Origin of the sequence: Catenulispora yoronensis (genome assembly GCF_039531695.1) — a bacterium.
GTDB classification, from domain to species: Bacteria; Actinomycetota; Actinomycetes; order Streptomycetales; family Catenulisporaceae; genus Catenulispora; species Catenulispora yoronensis.
Genome location: NZ_BAAAQN010000005.1, coordinates 192,463 through 207,623 on the forward strand (window position 1 = coordinate 192,463; position 15,161 = coordinate 207,623).

Below are 15,161 nucleotides of genomic sequence, written 5' to 3' on the forward strand. Positions count from 1 at the left end.
CATGTCCACCACCGGCAACCTGCCTCCCACGCTGACCGACGACTTCGAACGCCGCCTGATCGACCACACCGGTCCGGTCCGCCAGTTCTTCCTGGCCCAGGCGCTGCACCACGCCATGCACGAGGGCTTGCTCGACGCGCTGCGCCAGGCGCCGGGCAGCGGCGCCGACCAGCTGGCCGAGGGGCTGGACCTGGACCCGTACCGCACCGGCGCGGTGCTGCGCTACCTGCGCAACGAGGGCTACACGGTGCTGGAGGGCGACAGCTGGTCGCTCAGCGCCAAGGGCCGGGAGGTCCTGACGTTCGCCCCCTGGTACGAGATGCTGGTCGGCGGCTACGCGCCGTCGATGGACCAGCTCGGCGCGGTGCTTCGGGACGGCACCCGGTATGCCACCCGCAACACCACCAAGGTCGGCGAGGGCAGCTGCGGCATTGGCGGCTACGACGCGCTGCCGCTGGTGCAGAACCTGCTCGACACCGCGCAGGACGGACTGCGGCGGATCATCGACCTGGGCTGCGGCGACGGCAGCTTCCTGATGGACGTGCTGGTGACCCGCCCCCGGCTGTCCGGCACCGGCGTGGAGCCGCACGCCGAGTCGGTGGTGCTCGGTGAGCGCTGCCGGGCCGAGCTGGGCCTCCAGGACCGGATGGAGCTGGTCAAGGGCAGCGCGCAGAGCGTGGTCGACTTCGACCTGCCCGACGGCGGCGCCGGGATCTGCTTCATGACCGCCTTCGTGCTGCAGGAGGTCATGGAGCAGGACGGCCAGCAGGCCGTGGAGGACCTGCTGACCGCGGTGTTCGACCGGTATCCGGCCGCGCGCTGGCTGATCGTGGAGATGGACCACCAGCCGCTGTCGCCGGTGATGGGCAGCCACGGTCTGGCGCTGAACTTCTACAACCCCTACTTCCTGATCCACTCGATCACGCAGCAGCGGCTCCAGACCCGGGCGTGGTGGGACGAGATGTTCGAGCGTCTGGGCCTGACGGTCCAGGCCGCGGCCGAGCCGGACCCGCGGGCGGACTCCACCGGACTGCAGTTCGGTGTGCTGTTGGCGAAGCAGCAGTGAGCGGGCCGGGTATGGAGTTCGCCGGCGCGGCCCAGGCCGAGCCCGGCGCGAGCCGGCCGCTGACCTTCGTGCTGTGCACGCTGCCGTCGGACTCCCACATGTGGAACCTGGTGGCGATGCAGCTGCTGATCGAGGAGATGGGCCACACGGTCCGCAACCTCGGCGCCTGCTCCCCGGTGGCCCTGGTGCTCCAGGAGTGCCGGGCCGAACCGCCGGACTGCGTGGTGGTCAGCACCGTCAACGGGCTCGGCGGGATCGACGCCGCCCGGCTGATCACCGCACTGCGCGCCGAGCCGGAGCTGGCCGGGCTGCCGGTGGTGATCGGCGGCTCGCTCGGCGTGCACGGGGAGGCCGACGCCGACCCCAGCGCCGAGCTGCGCGACCTCGGCTACGACGGAGTGTTCCCGGTCGGGGCGTCCGCCGAGCGGGCACTGACCCGGTTCCGGGCCTTCGTCGCGGCCCGGGCCGAGCGGGTGCGATGACCGTGGAGCACGCGCCCTTCAGTGTGTTCGTGGCCGCGCGGCGGCGCGCGGGCACACTGATCGTGCAGCCCCGGATGGGGTTCGGCGACCCGGCCGTCATGCGGGCCGGGCTGCTGGCCGTGCGCGCGGCCGGCGTGCCCGCGGTGGGCACGGTCACCCTGGACAGCTTCACTCGGCAGGGCGAGCACGAGCGGGCCGCGATGGCCCGGGCCGCGGGCCTGGACCTGAACGGGTATCCGCTGGTCGCCGAGGGCGCGCGGGGCACCGCGCGGATGCTCGCCGGGATCGCCGGGCCCGGGTTCCCGCTCCAGGTGCGGCACGGTTCGCCGCGCCCGGAGCGGATCTTCCGGACGATGCTGGCCGCGGGCGTGGAGGCCACCGAGGGTGGGCCGGTGTCGTACTGCCTGCCCTACAGCCGGGTGCCGCTGCGGGAGTCGGTCCGGGCCTGGTCGCGGGCGACCCGGCTGCTGGCCCGGCAGGCCGACCGCGGCGTGCGCTGCCACCTGGAGACGTTCGGCGGGTGCATGCTCGGGCAGCTGTGCCCGCCGGCACTGCTGGTCGCGATCTCGGTGCTGGAGTGCGCGTTCTTCGCAGAACACGGCATCACCAGCATGTCGGCCAGCTATGCCCAGCAGACCTGTCCGGAGCAGGACGTGGAGGCGCTGGCCGCGCTGCGGCTGCTGTGCGCCGAGTTCCTGCCCGGCGTGGACTGGCACGTCGTGCTGTACACGTTCATGGGGCTGTATCCGCGCAGCCCCGAAGGCGCCGAGGAACTGCTCCGGCAGAGCGCCCGGCTGGCGGTCCGCACCGGCACCGAGCGGCTGATCGTGAAGACCGTCGCCGAGGCGCACCGGATCCCGACGATCCAGGAGAACGTCGAGGCATTGCGGGTGGCGCACCGGACCGCGGTGGCCGCCGGCGCCGAGGTCGCTGCCGGCGCTGCGGACGCTGCCGGTGCTGCCGGTGCTTCCGACGATGCCGGTGCTGCCGCCGCCGACGCCGCGAAGACCACGGTCCGCGACACCGAGGTGTACCAGCAAGCACGAACTCTGATCGAGACCGTGCTGAGCCTGGCGCCGACCGTGGCGCGGGCGCTGCCGGCGGCGTTCGAGCAGGGGCTGCTCGACGTGCCGTACTGCCTGCACCCGGACAACCGCAACGAGAGCCGGTGCGCCATCGGCCCGGACGGCCGCCTGGAGTGGTGCGACGTCGGCCGCATGCCGCTGGCCGGCGCGGCCCGGGGGCGCGCCGCGGTCGGCCTGCGATCGCTGCTGGCCGATCTGGAGTTCCACCGGCGCCGGCTGGACCCCTACCCATCGACCTTCGGGAGTGGACGATGACCACCATCCAGATCGCCTCGGACGCCGCCGCGGCCGCGGTCCCCCCGGACCTGCGCACGCACCTGGAGGCGACCCGGACCCGCGACGCGATCGCGATCCAGCAGGCGATCCTGCAAGCGGCCCGCGAGTACCTGGCCGACCAGGGCTTCACCGAACTGCTGGCGCCGGTCATCGGACCGGTCACCGACCCCGGCGCGCGCGGGTCCAAGCAGGTCGACATCGACTACTACGGCCACCGCTACAAGCTGATGACGAGCGCGATCCTCTACAAGCAGGCGTCGCTGCTGTCGTTCGAGAAGATCTTCTATCTCGCGCCGAACGTGCGCCTGGAGCCGTTGGAGACCGCGAACACCGCGCGGCACCTGGCCGAGTTCCACCAGTTGGACGTGGAGATCGCGGGCGCGAGCCGTGACGAGGCCACCGCGGTCGCGCAGGGCGTGGTCACGCACGCCGTGCGCCGCGTGCTGGAGCGGTCCAAGGACCGGCTCGAGGAGCTGGGCCGCGACCGCGACGCGCTGGCGGCCTGGTTGGACCAGCCGTTCGACCGGATCACGCACCGCGCGGCGGTCCAGCGGCTGCACGACCTCGGGCACCGGCAGGACCCGCTGGCCGAGATCGACTGGGAGGGCGAGCGGCTGCTGTCCGCCGACGCCCCCCGCCCCTTCTTCGTCACCGACTACCCCAAGGGCTCGCGCGGGTTCTACGACCGCGAGAACGCCGAGGACCCGGGCTCGCTGCGCAACTTCGACCTGATCGCGCCGGAGGGCTACGGCGAACTGTGCAGCGGCAGCGAGCGGGAGTACGACTACCGGCGGATGATCTCCCGCATGCGCGAGACCGGCGAGAACCCGGCCAAGTACGGCTGGTATCTCGATCTGGTGCGCGGCGGGATCCCGGCCAGCGCCGGCTTCGGCATCGGCGTGCAGCGGCTGACCCGCTGGATCGCGGGACTGGACGCGGTGTGGCAGGCCACGATGTTCCCCAAGCTGCCGGGGGTGGTCTCGGCGTGAACGCGCTTCGGGCGGACGGGTTCCCGGAGGACCAGGTACGGCACCGGGCGCGCGCGGGCGCCGCCGCGGTCTTCCCGCCGGGCGCCGACTACGGTTCGGTGCTGTTCGGCGGGGCGCCGTACAGCGGCGACGCGGCGTCGGCCGACACGGGATCGCCGGGATCGCCGGACCCGCTGGACCAGGCCCGCCTGGTGCCGCCGGTGTTCATGCCGCAGCGGCTGGAGAAGCTGATCGACCTCGGCCGCGAGCCGCTCTACAGCGACGTGGACCTGACCACCGACGTCGGCGGGCTGCGCTCGCCGTTGCCGGTGTACGTCTCGGCCTTCGGCTCGACCCGCGCGGCGAGCGCCGAGGTCGGGGCCGCGGCCAGCCGGCAGGCCGGGCGGCTCGGGCTGCCGATGGTGATCGGCGAGAACGTGGTGCCGCACGGCGGCTACGGCCGCGCCGCCGACGACGACGCCGAGCGTTCCATGCTGCGGCGCATGCGCGCGTACGGCGAGGCGCTGCCGGACGGGTTCGGCGGCGTCGTGGTGCAGCAGAGCACTGAGGACGCCGACGCCGAGGTCTGGAACCTGGTCTACAGCGATCCGTCGGCGCTGCCGCTGCTGGCCTCGGGCCGGCTGGCCTTCGAACTCAAGGTCGGGCAGGGCGCGAAGCCCGGCCTGGGCGGCATGACGCTGGTGGATCCGGCGACGGCGGACCGGCTGCGCGGGATCTACCAGCTGGAGGCGGTGGACGGCACCGGCGCGTCGCTGCGCAGCAGCAGCCCGGGCACGTACACCGAGGAGATCCTGCGCCAGCAGATCCGCTTGATGCGCAACAACTTCCCGCGCGCCCACGTGTGGGTGAAGCTGCCTCCGGCCCGCGACGTCGCCGTCGCGGCGGCGGTGGCGTGGGAGGCCGGCGCGGCCGCGGTCACGGTGGACGGCGCCGAGGGCGGTACCGGCTGGGCCCCGAACGCTTTCCTGGATCACGTCGGACTGCCGCTGGGCGAATGCCTGGCGCGGATCGGCGGCGGCAGCAGTGGCAGTGGCGGTAGCGGTGGCAGTAGCGCCGGCCCCGACGACGGCTTCGCCGGGGCGCTGCTCGCGTCCGGCCGGATGTGGGAGGGGGCCCGGGCGGTCAAGGCCCTGGCCCTGGGCTGCCGCGCGGTCGGGCTCGGACGCGCTGCGCTGCTCGCGTCCGACGAGGACCGGGCCGCCGGGCTGGAGCGGTTCGTGCAGGCGCTGGCGCTGGAGATGCGGATGCTGATCAGCGCGCTGGGCCGGTACGCGCCCGGCGACCTGCGGCCCGAGGACCTCTGGCAGCCGGCGCGCCCCCGGCCGGCGGTACCGGAGCCGGAAGCCGTGCGCCGGCCGTGAGCGCGGCCGCGCCGGGGCCGACCGGAACCGCCCGCCGCGGGCTGGAGCTGACCTTGCACTGCCTGAGCCGCATCGAGCGCTACGACCCGCTGGTGAACGCGGTGCTGGCGATCGATCCGACAGCCCTGGACCAGGCCGCCGGGGCCGAGCAGCGCCGGGCGCGCTCGCCGCTGGCCGGGACGCCGGTCCTGGTCGAGGACGACATCGACGTGGCCGGGCTGGACTGCACCGCCGGCTCCCGCCTGCTGGTGGGCCGGCCGGCGCTGCGCGACGCCCCGGTGGTCGGGCTGCTGCGGGAGGCCGGCGCGGTGGTGCTGGGCAAGACCAACCTGAGCGAGTGGGGCAACCTGCGGTCCCACGACGCGCCGCAGGGCTGGTCCGGCGTCGGCGGCCAGACCCGGAACCCGCACGCCCCGGACCGCAGCCCGTGGGGTTCCTCGGCGGGATCGGCGGCCGCGGTGGCGGCCGGGATGGCGCCGCTGGCGCTGGGCACCGAGGCCGACGGGTCGATCGTCGGCCCGGCCGGGGCCAACGGCGTGGTCGGCGTGAAGCCGGAGCCGGGCCTGCTGCCGGGCGCCGGCGTGGTCCCGATCGCCCCGGCCCAGGACGCCGTCGGGCTGTTCGCCACCCGGCTGCGCGACGCGGCGCTGTGCCTGGCCGAGCTGACCGGCCGCCCGGAGCTGGCGGCGGCGCCGGTGCCGCTGGCCGGGCGGCGGTTCGGGCTGTGGCACGTCCCGGGGCTGCCGCCGGCCGCCCTGGTGACGGCCGCGCACGCGGTCCGGGCGGTCGGCGCCGAGGTGGTCGAGGTGCGGTTCCCCGAGTACGCCGGCCTGATCATGACCGCGGCCGTCGCGATGCAGGCCGAGTTCCCGGCCGCGCTGGAGGCGTATCTGCGCACCCGGCCCGGCGTGCCGGACAACCTCGCGGCGCTGATCGCGGCGAACCGCGCCGACCCGGAGGAGCTGCGGCTGTTCGACCAGGGGCTGTTCGAGGCGACCGCGGCGTTGTCGGCCGAGGACCGGGCGCGGCGCTCGGCGGCCGGCCGGGCGGCCCGGATCCGGGCGCGCCGCCTGCTCGACGACACGCTGCACCGCGTGGACGCCGTCCTGGCCCCGACCAATCCGCCGGCCTGGCCGCTGGTCCCGGGCCGCCCGGACCCGCGCCCGGTGGCCAGCTCCGCGCTGGCGGCGCTGGCCGGCTATCCCAACGTCTCGCTCCCGGCGGCCGAGCACGGCGGTCTGCCGCTGGGGGTGTCGGTGTTCGGCCCGTCGCGCCTGGCCGACCTGCTCCCGCTGGCCGCCGCCGTCGAACGGTGCTGCCCGGCCTACCGTCCGCCGGTGCTGACCGGCCCCTGCCGTGAACCCCGCCCCGCGCAGATCCGGAAGATTTCCGAGTACAGGTGAGAGGACCGCAATGACCGAGGAGATCACCCTGGCGCCGCAGGCCCCGGCGGCTTCGGCCCGCGTCGGCCACGGCGACATGTTCACCGGGCACATGACCAGCTCCGTCTGGAGCCCGCAGGACGGCTGGCGGCCCTCCGAGCTGCTCCCGCTGGCCCCGATCCCCACCCATCCCGGCACGCTCGGGATGCACTACGCGCAGGTCGTGTTCGAGGGCATGAAGGCGTTCCGGCAGCCGGACGGCGCGATCGCGGTCTTCCGGCCGTGGGAGAACGCCCACCGGTTCCAGCGCTCGGCGCGCCGGCTGGCCATGCCGGAGCTGCCGGCCCGGATGTTCGTCGAGGCGATCGACCAGCTGGTCGCCGCCGACGGCCACGAGCTGCCGGCCGGTGACGACGAACTGAGCCTGTACATAAGGCCCGTGATGTACGGCTCGGAGCCGAACCTGATGCTGCGCCCCTCGCACGAGTACCGCTTCCTGGTGCTGGCCTTCGTGGCCGGCGGCTTCTTCGGCGACCAGCCGGGCGCGCTGTCGGTGTGGGTGAGCCGGGACCACAGCCGCGCGATGCCCGGCGGCACCGGCGACGTCAAGTGCGCGGCCAACTACGGGCCCTCCTTCGTGGCGCAGCAGCAGGCCGCCGCGGCCGGCTGCCAGCAGGTGCTGTGGCTCGACTCCGGGCAGCGGCGGTGGGTGGAGGAGATGGGCGGCATGAACGTGTTCCTGGTCCGTGGCCGGGGACCGGAGGCGGAGCTGGTCACCCCCGAGCTGACCGGCACGCTCCTGCCCGGCGTCACCCGCGACTCGCTGCTGGCCCTCGGCGCCCGGATGGGCTTTCGCGTGCGCCAGGAGCGGGTCCCGATCGACGCGCTGCTGGCCGACTGCGCATCCGGGGCAATCACCGAGATGTTCGCCTGCGGCACCGCGGCCGTGGTCGCGCCGATCGGGCGGCTGCGGGACGCGGACCGCCAGTGGACGATCGGCGACGGCGGGCCCGGGCCGGTGACCCTGGCCCTGCGCGAGCGGCTGGTCGACGTCCAGCACGGCCGCGCCGCCGACCCCGACGGCTGGCTGCGTCCGGTACGGCTGCTGGGCGCCGAGCGGTGAGCACCGACTCCGGCGGCCTGCACGACCTGTTCCGGCGGCAGGCCGCGGCGCGCCCGGAGGCGACCGCGCTTGTGCACGCCGGTGAGCACCTCAGCTACGCGGACCTGGACGAGCGGGCCGACCGGCTGGCGCGCGGCCTGACCGCGCGCGGCGTGCCGCCCGGCCGGACCGTGGGCGTCTGCCTGGAGCGCGGGATCGACCTGGTCGTGGCCGTGCTCGGGGTGCTCAAGGCGGGCTGCGCCTACACGATGCTGGATCCGGCCTTCCCGGACCGGCGGCTGGCCGGCGTCGTCGCGGCGGCGGACGCCGCGGTGGTGCTGACCCAGGGGCGGGACCTGCCGCGCGCGGTGCCGTTCCAAGAGGTGGCAGGGTACGACGGTGCCCCGGACCCGGTCCGGGACCCCGGCCGAGAACCCGTGCGGACCCGGGCCGCCGACCCGGCGTGCGTGATGTTCACCTCCGGCTCCACCGGCGCGCCCAAGGGCATCCTGACCTCGCACGCCGCCCTGGCGGCCACGCTCGTCGGGCAGGACTACGCGGAGTTCGGCCCGGACGAGGTGTGGTTGCAGTGCTCGCCGGTGTCCTGGGACGCCTTCGCCCTGGAGCTGTTCGGCCCGCTGCTGTCCGGAGGCGTCTGCGTCCTGCAGTCCGGGGGCTCCCCGGAACCGGAGGAGATCGCCGCGCTGGTCGTCGCGCACGCCGTGACGACGGTCTACGTCTCGGCCAGCCTGCTGAACTTCCTGCTGGACGAGCACCCGGCGATGTTCGCGGGCCTGCGGCAGGTGCTCACCGGCGGCGAGCGCGCCTCGCTGACGCACATCGACCGCCTGCTGCGCGAGCACCCCGGAGTGCGGGTGGTGAACGGCTACTCCCCGGCCGAGAACACCATCTTCACGTGCTGCCACACCATCACGCCGCACGACGTCGCGACCGCGTCGATCCCGGTCGGCCGGGTCATCGCGCACAAGACCGGGTACGTGCTCGACGACAAGCTGTGCCCGGTGACCCCGGGCACGGCGGGCGAGCTCTACATGGCCGGCTCCGGGCTGGCGTACGGCTACGTGGGGGCCCCGGGGCAGACGGCGGAGCGCTTCGTCCCCGATCCGTTCGGCGCCCCCGGGCAGCGGATGTACCGGACCGGGGACCTGGTGCGGGAGCGGGCCGACGGCGCCTTGGAGTTCCTCGGCCGGGCGGACCAGCAGATCAAGGTCCGGGGCTTCCGCGTGGAGCCGGCCGAGATCGAGGCGGTGCTGACCGGCCATCCCGCGGTCGCGCAGGCCGTCGTGGTGCCGTTCGGGCAGGGCGCCGCGACGCGGCTGATCGCCTACGTCGTCGGCGACGTGGACGAGGCCCGGTTGCGGGCGTACGTCGACCAGCGGCTCCCGGCGCATCTGGTGCCCGCTCGCTTCCTGACGCTTCCTGCGCTGCCGCGCACCGCGACCGGCAAGCTCGACCGCGCCGCGCTGCCCGCGCCGGAACGCGGCGTTCCGTCGGGGCGCGCCGCGGCGACCCCGGACGAGGAGCTGGTCTGCGAACTGTTCGGCGAGGTGCTGGGGCTGTCGCAGGTCCGGCCCGAGGAGAACTTCTTCGCTCTCGGCGGGGACTCGCTGGCCGCGGCGCGGGTGGTGGGCCGGCTGGGAAAGCGGGTCGGAGTGCGGCTGACGGCCCGGACGCTGTTCGACGCGCCGACCGCCGCGCTGCTGGCGGTCGAGGTGGAGCGGGCCCGGCGGGCCGCGGGTTCCGAGGGTTCCGGTGGGAGGTCACTGCGATCCGCCTCCGTCCGGCATCCGGGCCAGCCAAGGCAGTCGGGCCAGCCAGGCCAGCCAGGCCAGCCGGGGGAGCCGGGCCAGCGATCGACCGACGGTATCGAGAAGCCGGCCCAGCACCGTCCGGCGCCGCTGTCACCGTTGCAGCGGCCGCTGTGGATCATTGACCGGTTGCAGCCGGGCACGGCGGAGTACATGATCCCGATCGCGCTGCGCATCCGCGGTCCGCTGCGGCTTCCGGCGCTGGTAGCCGCGCTGACGGCGGTCGTCGACCGGCACGAGCCGCTGCGGACCCGCATCGTCGAGGACGACGACGGGGAGCCGGTGCTGCTGGTCGACCCGGCCGGTCCGGTGCTGCCGCCGGTCAGCGACATCGCTGAGGCACAAATCCAACGGTTCGTCCGCGAGCAGGCCGAACAGGGCGTGGACCTGGCGAAGGAGCCGCCACTGCGGGTCGCGCTGGGCCGCGTCGCGCCGGACGACCACGTGCTCATGCTGTCCCTGCACCACATCGCGGCCGACGACTGGTCGGTGTCACTGCTCGCCGCCGAACTCGCGCATTTCTACGGCGAAGCCGTCGAAGCCGCGCCCACCGATCAGCGCGGCGACACCCTCGCAGAGCTCCCCGTCACCTTCAGCGACGTCGCTCTCTGGCAGCGCGAACAGGGCGAACAGCTGGACGCCGCGGTCAAGTACTGGCGCGAGCGGCTGGCGGGCATGCCGACCATCGTGGAGCTGCCCGCCGACCACCCCCGGCCCGCGCGGCGGGACGTCCGGGGCGCCCGGCGGGAGTTCACGGTGTCGGCCGAGCTCGTGGCGCGCGCCACCGCCTTCGGGCGCGAGCGCGGCGCGACCGCTTTCATGGTCCTGCTGGCCGCGTTCACCGTCCTGGTCCAGCGCTGCACCGGGATGTCCGACTTCGGCGTCGGGACGCCGGTGGCCGGGCGCGACCATCCGGACACCGAGCCGCTGATCGGGTTGTTCGTCAACACTGTGGTGCTGCGCGCCGATCTGGCCGGCCGGCCCGATTTCGACACCGTGGTGGCCCGGACCCGCGAGACGGTCCTGGACGCGCTCCAGCATCCCGAGCTCCCGCTCGACCGGGTCGTCGAAGCGGTGCGTCCGGTGCGCGGCGCCGCGCACAACCCCCTCGTCCAGCTCGACTTCGCGCTGCGGACGGCCCGCACCTCCTCGTGGCCGCTGCCCGGCCTCGCGGTCGAGCGGCTGCCGGCCGCCACCGGCACCAGCAAGTTCGACCTTCTCGTCGATCTTGAGGAGCGCCCCGACGGGAGCCTGGCCGGGGTCGCCGAATACGCCACGGCCCTGTTCGACGCGGACACCGTCGACCGGCTGGTCCGGCACTACCTCACGGTCGTGGAGCAGGCGCTGCGGCGGCCCGACCTCCCGGTGGACCGGTTGCCGCTGCTCACCGCGACGGAGCGCGACCGGCTGGCCGAGGCGCTGACCGGCGCCGATCCCGGCGTCGGGACTGTGGTGGCACTGCCGAAGCTGCTGGCCCGCCAGTGCGAGCGGCAGCCCGACGCGATCGCGCTGGACGACGGTCGCAGGCAGCTGACCTACCGCGACCTGGACACCGCGTCGGCCCGGATCGCCGGCCACCTCGCCGTGTCGGCGGGACCGGAGGCCCGGATCGCGATCCACCTCCCGCACGGCATCGACGCCGTCGTGGCCGCGCTCGGTGTCCTGCGCGCCGGTCAGGTCGTCGTGCTCTGCCAAGCCGGGCAGTCGGCCGAGCACCTCGCGGAAATCCTCGCGGCCACCAGCCCCGACGTGGTGATAAGCGTTGATGCGGCGGCCAGCGCCAACCACCACGCGGCGCTCGCGGAACTTCCGGTCCTGACCTGGGAGCAGCTCAGCTCCCCGGCGGCGCCGCGGCCCGGACACACCATCCACCCGGACAACGCCGCCTACATCGTGTTCACCGCCGGGGCGACGGGCCCACCGAAACCGGTCCAGCTCACGCACGCGAACATCGCCGGTCTCGTGGCGGCCACCGACCATCACCCCGACCAGGCTCATCTGCTGGCCGCCCCGCCGGAATCGGCTCCCGCTGTTCTCCACCTGTGGGCCGCACTCGCCAGCGGTGCCCGCGTCGTCCTGCATCCGCAGGACGCGACGTCGGCGTGGCTCACCGGGGGCCGACTGCCGGCAGCCCTGGAGCCCGGGCCCGAAGCTCTCGACAACCTGCGCACCCTCGTCGTCGGCGCGGAGCCGGGCAGCCCGGCGCACACCCGAGCCCTGATCAGCCGGGACGTCCTCGTGGACCACGTCTACGGCACGGCCGAGGCGGCCGGACTGGCCGTCCGGCGCCGCGCCGGTCAGCATACTGACGACGGCCGAATCCTCGGCCGCCCGGTCCCCGGCGTCCGCCTGTACGTGCTCGACGATGGGCTGGCCCACGCACCCGTCGGCGTGCCCGGCGAGCTGATGATCGCCGGGGTCGGCCTGGCCCGCGGCTATCTGGACCGTCCTGGACTGACGGCCCAGTCCTTCCTCGCCGACCCCTTCGTGCCCTCGGCGCGGATGTTCCGGACCGGAGACCTGGCCCGGGTGCGCGCCGACGGCGAGATCGAGTTCCTCGGCCGCCGCGATGAGCGCGTCGCGGTCCGGGGCCTGCCGGCCTCCCCGGCTCGTACCGAGGACCGGCTGTACGCGCATCCGGACGTTGCGCAGGCCATCGTGGTGGCCCGGGAGCAGCCCGGCGGCGACCGGCGTCTGACCGCATACGTCGTCGGACGCCGGTCCGCACGGCTTGATCCAGCGGTTTTGCGCCGGTTCTGCCTCGCCGTGCTGCCGCCGCACCAGGTGCCCTCGGACATCGTCGTCCTGGCCCGGCTTCCGCTCGGCCGGCACGGCACCGTGGACCGCGACGCTCTGCCGAACCCCTAGTGACCTGAACGAAAGAGCCGGGACGACCGCGGCCTCGCTGTCGCGGTCATCCCGGCTCGGCTCGGATCGGCAGAGCTACCTGGCGGGGAACAAGGTCTCTCGAAGGTCGATCAGGTCGCCACGGAAGTGGACCCAGTCCGTGAACGGGAAGTCGGCCTCGGTGCCGTCCTTGAGAGTCCCCACGAACCGGCCCCGGACCGCGACCCAGGGGCCGTCCGAGATGATCTTCTCCAGCTCGTGCTTCCCGCTGGCGATCGGCCGGTCGTGCTTGTAGAAGCGGCTCATCGCGGCCAAGCCCCGGAGGTCGCCGACGCCTTGCCGGACGTAGCGCACGTCGTCGTGGAAACACGCCAAGAAGTCGTCGAAGCGGCCGGCGTCGATGAAGTCGTAGCCGCGGCGGACCGTTTCGGCGTGGGAGGTGTCCGTCATCTCGTCCCCGCGCTCAGCCGGCCGCGTCCATGGCGGCGATCAGGCTCTTGGGCCGCATGTCGGTCCAGTTCTCGGTGACGTAGTCGACGCACTCATTGCGGGCAGCGGGACCGTGGACGGTGTCCCAGCCCTGGGGCACCTCGGCGAAGGCGGGCCACAGCGAGTGCTGGCCCTCGTCGTTGACCAGCACCAGGAAGGGCTGCTCGGCGTCGTCGAAGGGGTTGGTCATCAACGTTCCTCTCGATGGGGTGTCAGGCGTCGGATGTCAGCGAAGGGCGGGCGTCAGGCCTCACCGCCGGTGCAGCAGCACCGGGGCGGACTCGTAGCCCCAGATCAGGGTCGAGCGCAGCCGCCGGGCCGGCCCGGCGGGCTCCCCGGAGGCGAAGGTCCGCAACAGCTCCTCGAACAGCACCCGCAGCTCGATCCGGGCCAGCGTGGCGCCCAGGCAGTGGTGCGGCCCCATCCCGAAGGCGAGGTGCGGATTCGGGTGCCGCGCCCCGTCGAACCGGTCCGGATCGTCGAACACCGCCTCGTCCCGGTTGGCCGACGGCATCCAGACCGTCACCGGCTCCCCGGCGCGGATCGCCTGACCGCCGATCTCGGTGTCCTGGCACGGCGTGCGCAGCACGTGCATGGCCGGGGAGGTGAAGCGCAGGATCTCGTCGGCCACCGCGTCCAGACCCTCCGGCGCGGCGCTCGCCGCCCGCCACTGGTCCGGGCGGTCGATGAGGGCCAGCAGCCCGCCGACGCTCGCGTGCCGCGTCGTCTCGTTCCCGCCGGAGATCAGGCCGTCGCAGTTCAGGAAGATCTCCTCGTCGGTGAGCGGGACCCCGTCCACGCTGCCGCCGGCCATGGTGCTGATGACGTCCTCGCGGGGCCGGCGGCGGCGCTCGGCCACCAGGTCCTGGTAGTACTCCAGGACCTGGGCGTGCGCCTCCAGCCGCTCCAGCGGATCGGAGTCCGACTCGCCGAAGGCGACCCGGGTGGACCGCAGCATGAACGGCCAGTCGGCCCGCGGCACGCCGAGCATGTCGCAGATGACGGAGAGCGGCAGCACGGACGCCACGTCGGTGAAGTCGCAGGGCTCGCCGTCGCCGATCGCCGCCAGCTCCTGCCGGACGGTCTCCCGCATGTTCTCCTCCAGCCGGGCCGCCATCCGGGGGGTGAACGCGGAGGCGACCACCCGCCGGATCTTGGCGTGCCGGGGAGCGTCCGCGACGATCATCAGCTTGTCGGCGGCGGCCGCGGTGGCGGCGGGATTGTGGTCCAGCCGCATCCCCTGGCCGGACCGGAACGTCGTGGAGTCCCGCAGGACCCGCAGGGTGTCGTGGTAGCGGGTGACCGCCCAGAAGCCCGTGCCGTCCGGCCGGGTGTTCCAGTGGACCGGGCGCTCGCGGCGCAGGAGCGCCCACACCTGCTCGGCGTCGCCCCGCGTCGCGAAGTCCTGGTCCGCCAGGTCGATCGCGGCGATCGCGGCGATCGCGGCCGGGTCCGCCGGCGACAGCGCCGTCATGACCGGACCTCGGCGGCGAGCCCCTGCGCGCGGGCCACGCCGAGCACGCCGTCGGAAGTGCCGAGCACCAGTTCCGGAAGGTGCGCGGACACGACGTCGATCGGCCAGTCCCACCACCGCGCGGCGAGCAGCGCGGCGACACCGTCCGGCGCGTAGCGGGAGCGGATGGTCCGCGCCGGGTTGCCCGCGACGATCTGGTAAGGGCCGACCTCGGAGGCGACCACCGCGCCGGCGCCGATGATCGCGCCGTCGCCGACCGTCACGCCCGGCAGCACGGTCGCGCCGCGGCCGATCCAGACGTCGTTGCCGATCACCGTGTCGCCCTTGCCGGCCGGACCCCGCTCGATCAGCGGATCCAGCAGGGCCGCCTGCCAGTCGCCGGGGAACGTGGCGAAGGGGAACGCGGTCGGGCCCTGATACACGTGGTTGGCACCGGCCATCAGGAAGGTCACCCCGGCGGCGATGGCGCAGAACTTCCCGATGATCAGCCGCTGGGCGCCGAACGCGTACCGGACCCGGGCCTGCTCGAAGCCGTCCGTGTCCTCGGACGCGTCGTAGTAGGAGTAGGCGCCCGCGACCACCTTGCTGCGCGGACCGAGCACCGGCCGGATGAAGACGCACCGGTCGTCGCCGAGCGGGCGGGGCTCGTCGGGGTCCGGGATGTCCGCGCCCCGCGCCGCCCCGGCCCGCCAGGAGCCGATCAGCGCGGCCCGGTCCCGCAGCCCCTGTCCTTCGTGGTGTGCTGACACCTCCCACGATCCTTTCTCTGGAGAATGTGT

The 15,161-nt window shown here is 74.2% G+C and carries 12 protein-coding genes; 8 read left to right on the forward strand and 4 right to left on the reverse strand.

The window, feature by feature from the left end; all coding sequences use genetic code 11:
• Position 1: 1 nt before the first annotated feature.
• The 8 genes from ABD481_RS06265 to ABD481_RS06300 are packed head-to-tail and all read left to right on the forward strand — an operon-like array spanning position 2 to position 12,440.
• The gene (locus tag ABD481_RS06265; RefSeq protein ID WP_344664558.1) at positions 2–1,066 is read left to right on the forward strand and encodes a 2-ketoarginine methyltransferase; all 1,065 of its coding nucleotides are present in this window, start codon (positions 2–4) and stop codon (positions 1,064–1,066) included.
• An 11-nt stretch (positions 1,067–1,077) separates the two neighbouring features.
• The gene (locus ABD481_RS06270) at positions 1,078–1,548 is read left to right on the forward strand and encodes a cobalamin B12-binding domain-containing protein (RefSeq protein ID WP_344664559.1); all 471 of its coding nucleotides are present in this window, start codon (positions 1,078–1,080) and stop codon (positions 1,546–1,548) included.
• Positions 1,545–2,888, forward strand: coding sequence for a methylaspartate mutase (locus ABD481_RS06275; protein WP_344664560.1), 1,344 nt, complete (start codon positions 1,545–1,547; stop codon positions 2,886–2,888). The genes ABD481_RS06270 and ABD481_RS06275 overlap by 4 nt, the downstream gene beginning before the upstream one ends.
• Positions 2,885–3,898: an asparagine synthetase A gene (locus tag ABD481_RS06280; RefSeq protein ID WP_344664561.1), complete on the forward strand. Its 1,014-nt coding sequence runs from the start codon at positions 2,885–2,887 to the stop codon at positions 3,896–3,898. Before ABD481_RS06275 ends, ABD481_RS06280 begins: the two co-directional genes overlap by 4 nt.
• Entirely contained in the window at positions 3,895–5,259 is a 1,365-nt protein-coding gene (locus tag ABD481_RS06285) for a glutamate synthase-related protein (RefSeq protein WP_344664562.1), read from the forward strand. The genes ABD481_RS06280 and ABD481_RS06285 overlap by 4 nt, the downstream gene beginning before the upstream one ends.
• Positions 5,256–6,662 (forward strand): amidase family protein, encoded by a 1,407-nt coding sequence (locus ABD481_RS06290; protein WP_344664563.1) that lies wholly within the window; start codon positions 5,256–5,258, stop codon positions 6,660–6,662. Before ABD481_RS06285 ends, ABD481_RS06290 begins: the two co-directional genes overlap by 4 nt.
• Before the next feature lie 10 nt (positions 6,663–6,672).
• The gene (locus ABD481_RS06295) at positions 6,673–7,764 is read left to right on the forward strand and encodes a branched-chain amino acid aminotransferase (protein WP_344664564.1); all 1,092 of its coding nucleotides are present in this window, start codon (positions 6,673–6,675) and stop codon (positions 7,762–7,764) included.
• Positions 7,761–12,440 (forward strand): amino acid adenylation domain-containing protein, encoded by a 4,680-nt coding sequence (locus tag ABD481_RS06300; protein WP_344664565.1) that lies wholly within the window; start codon positions 7,761–7,763, stop codon positions 12,438–12,440. The genes ABD481_RS06295 and ABD481_RS06300 overlap by 4 nt, the downstream gene beginning before the upstream one ends.
• 75 nt (positions 12,441–12,515) lie before the next feature.
• Here ABD481_RS06300 and ABD481_RS06305 read toward each other — a convergent pair whose 3' ends face one another.
• The 4 genes from ABD481_RS06305 to ABD481_RS06320 are packed head-to-tail and all read right to left on the reverse strand — an operon-like array spanning position 12,516 to position 15,131.
• Positions 12,516–12,869: a nuclear transport factor 2 family protein gene (locus ABD481_RS06305; protein WP_344664566.1), complete on the reverse strand. Its 354-nt coding sequence runs from the start codon at positions 12,867–12,869 to the stop codon at positions 12,516–12,518.
• Between the two features lie 13 nt (positions 12,870–12,882).
• Positions 12,883–13,098 (reverse strand): MbtH family protein, encoded by a 216-nt coding sequence (locus ABD481_RS06310; protein WP_344664567.1) that lies wholly within the window; start codon positions 13,096–13,098, stop codon positions 12,883–12,885.
• 60 nt (positions 13,099–13,158) lie between these two features.
• Positions 13,159–14,382, reverse strand: a complete 1,224-nt coding sequence (locus tag ABD481_RS06315) for a cytochrome P450 (protein ID WP_344664568.1) — start codon at positions 14,380–14,382, stop codon at positions 13,159–13,161.
• Entirely contained in the window at positions 14,379–15,131 is a 753-nt protein-coding gene (locus tag ABD481_RS06320) for a CatB-related O-acetyltransferase (protein ID WP_344664569.1), read from the reverse strand. The genes ABD481_RS06315 and ABD481_RS06320 overlap by 4 nt, the downstream gene beginning before the upstream one ends.
• Between the last annotated feature and the right edge of the window lie 30 nt (positions 15,132–15,161).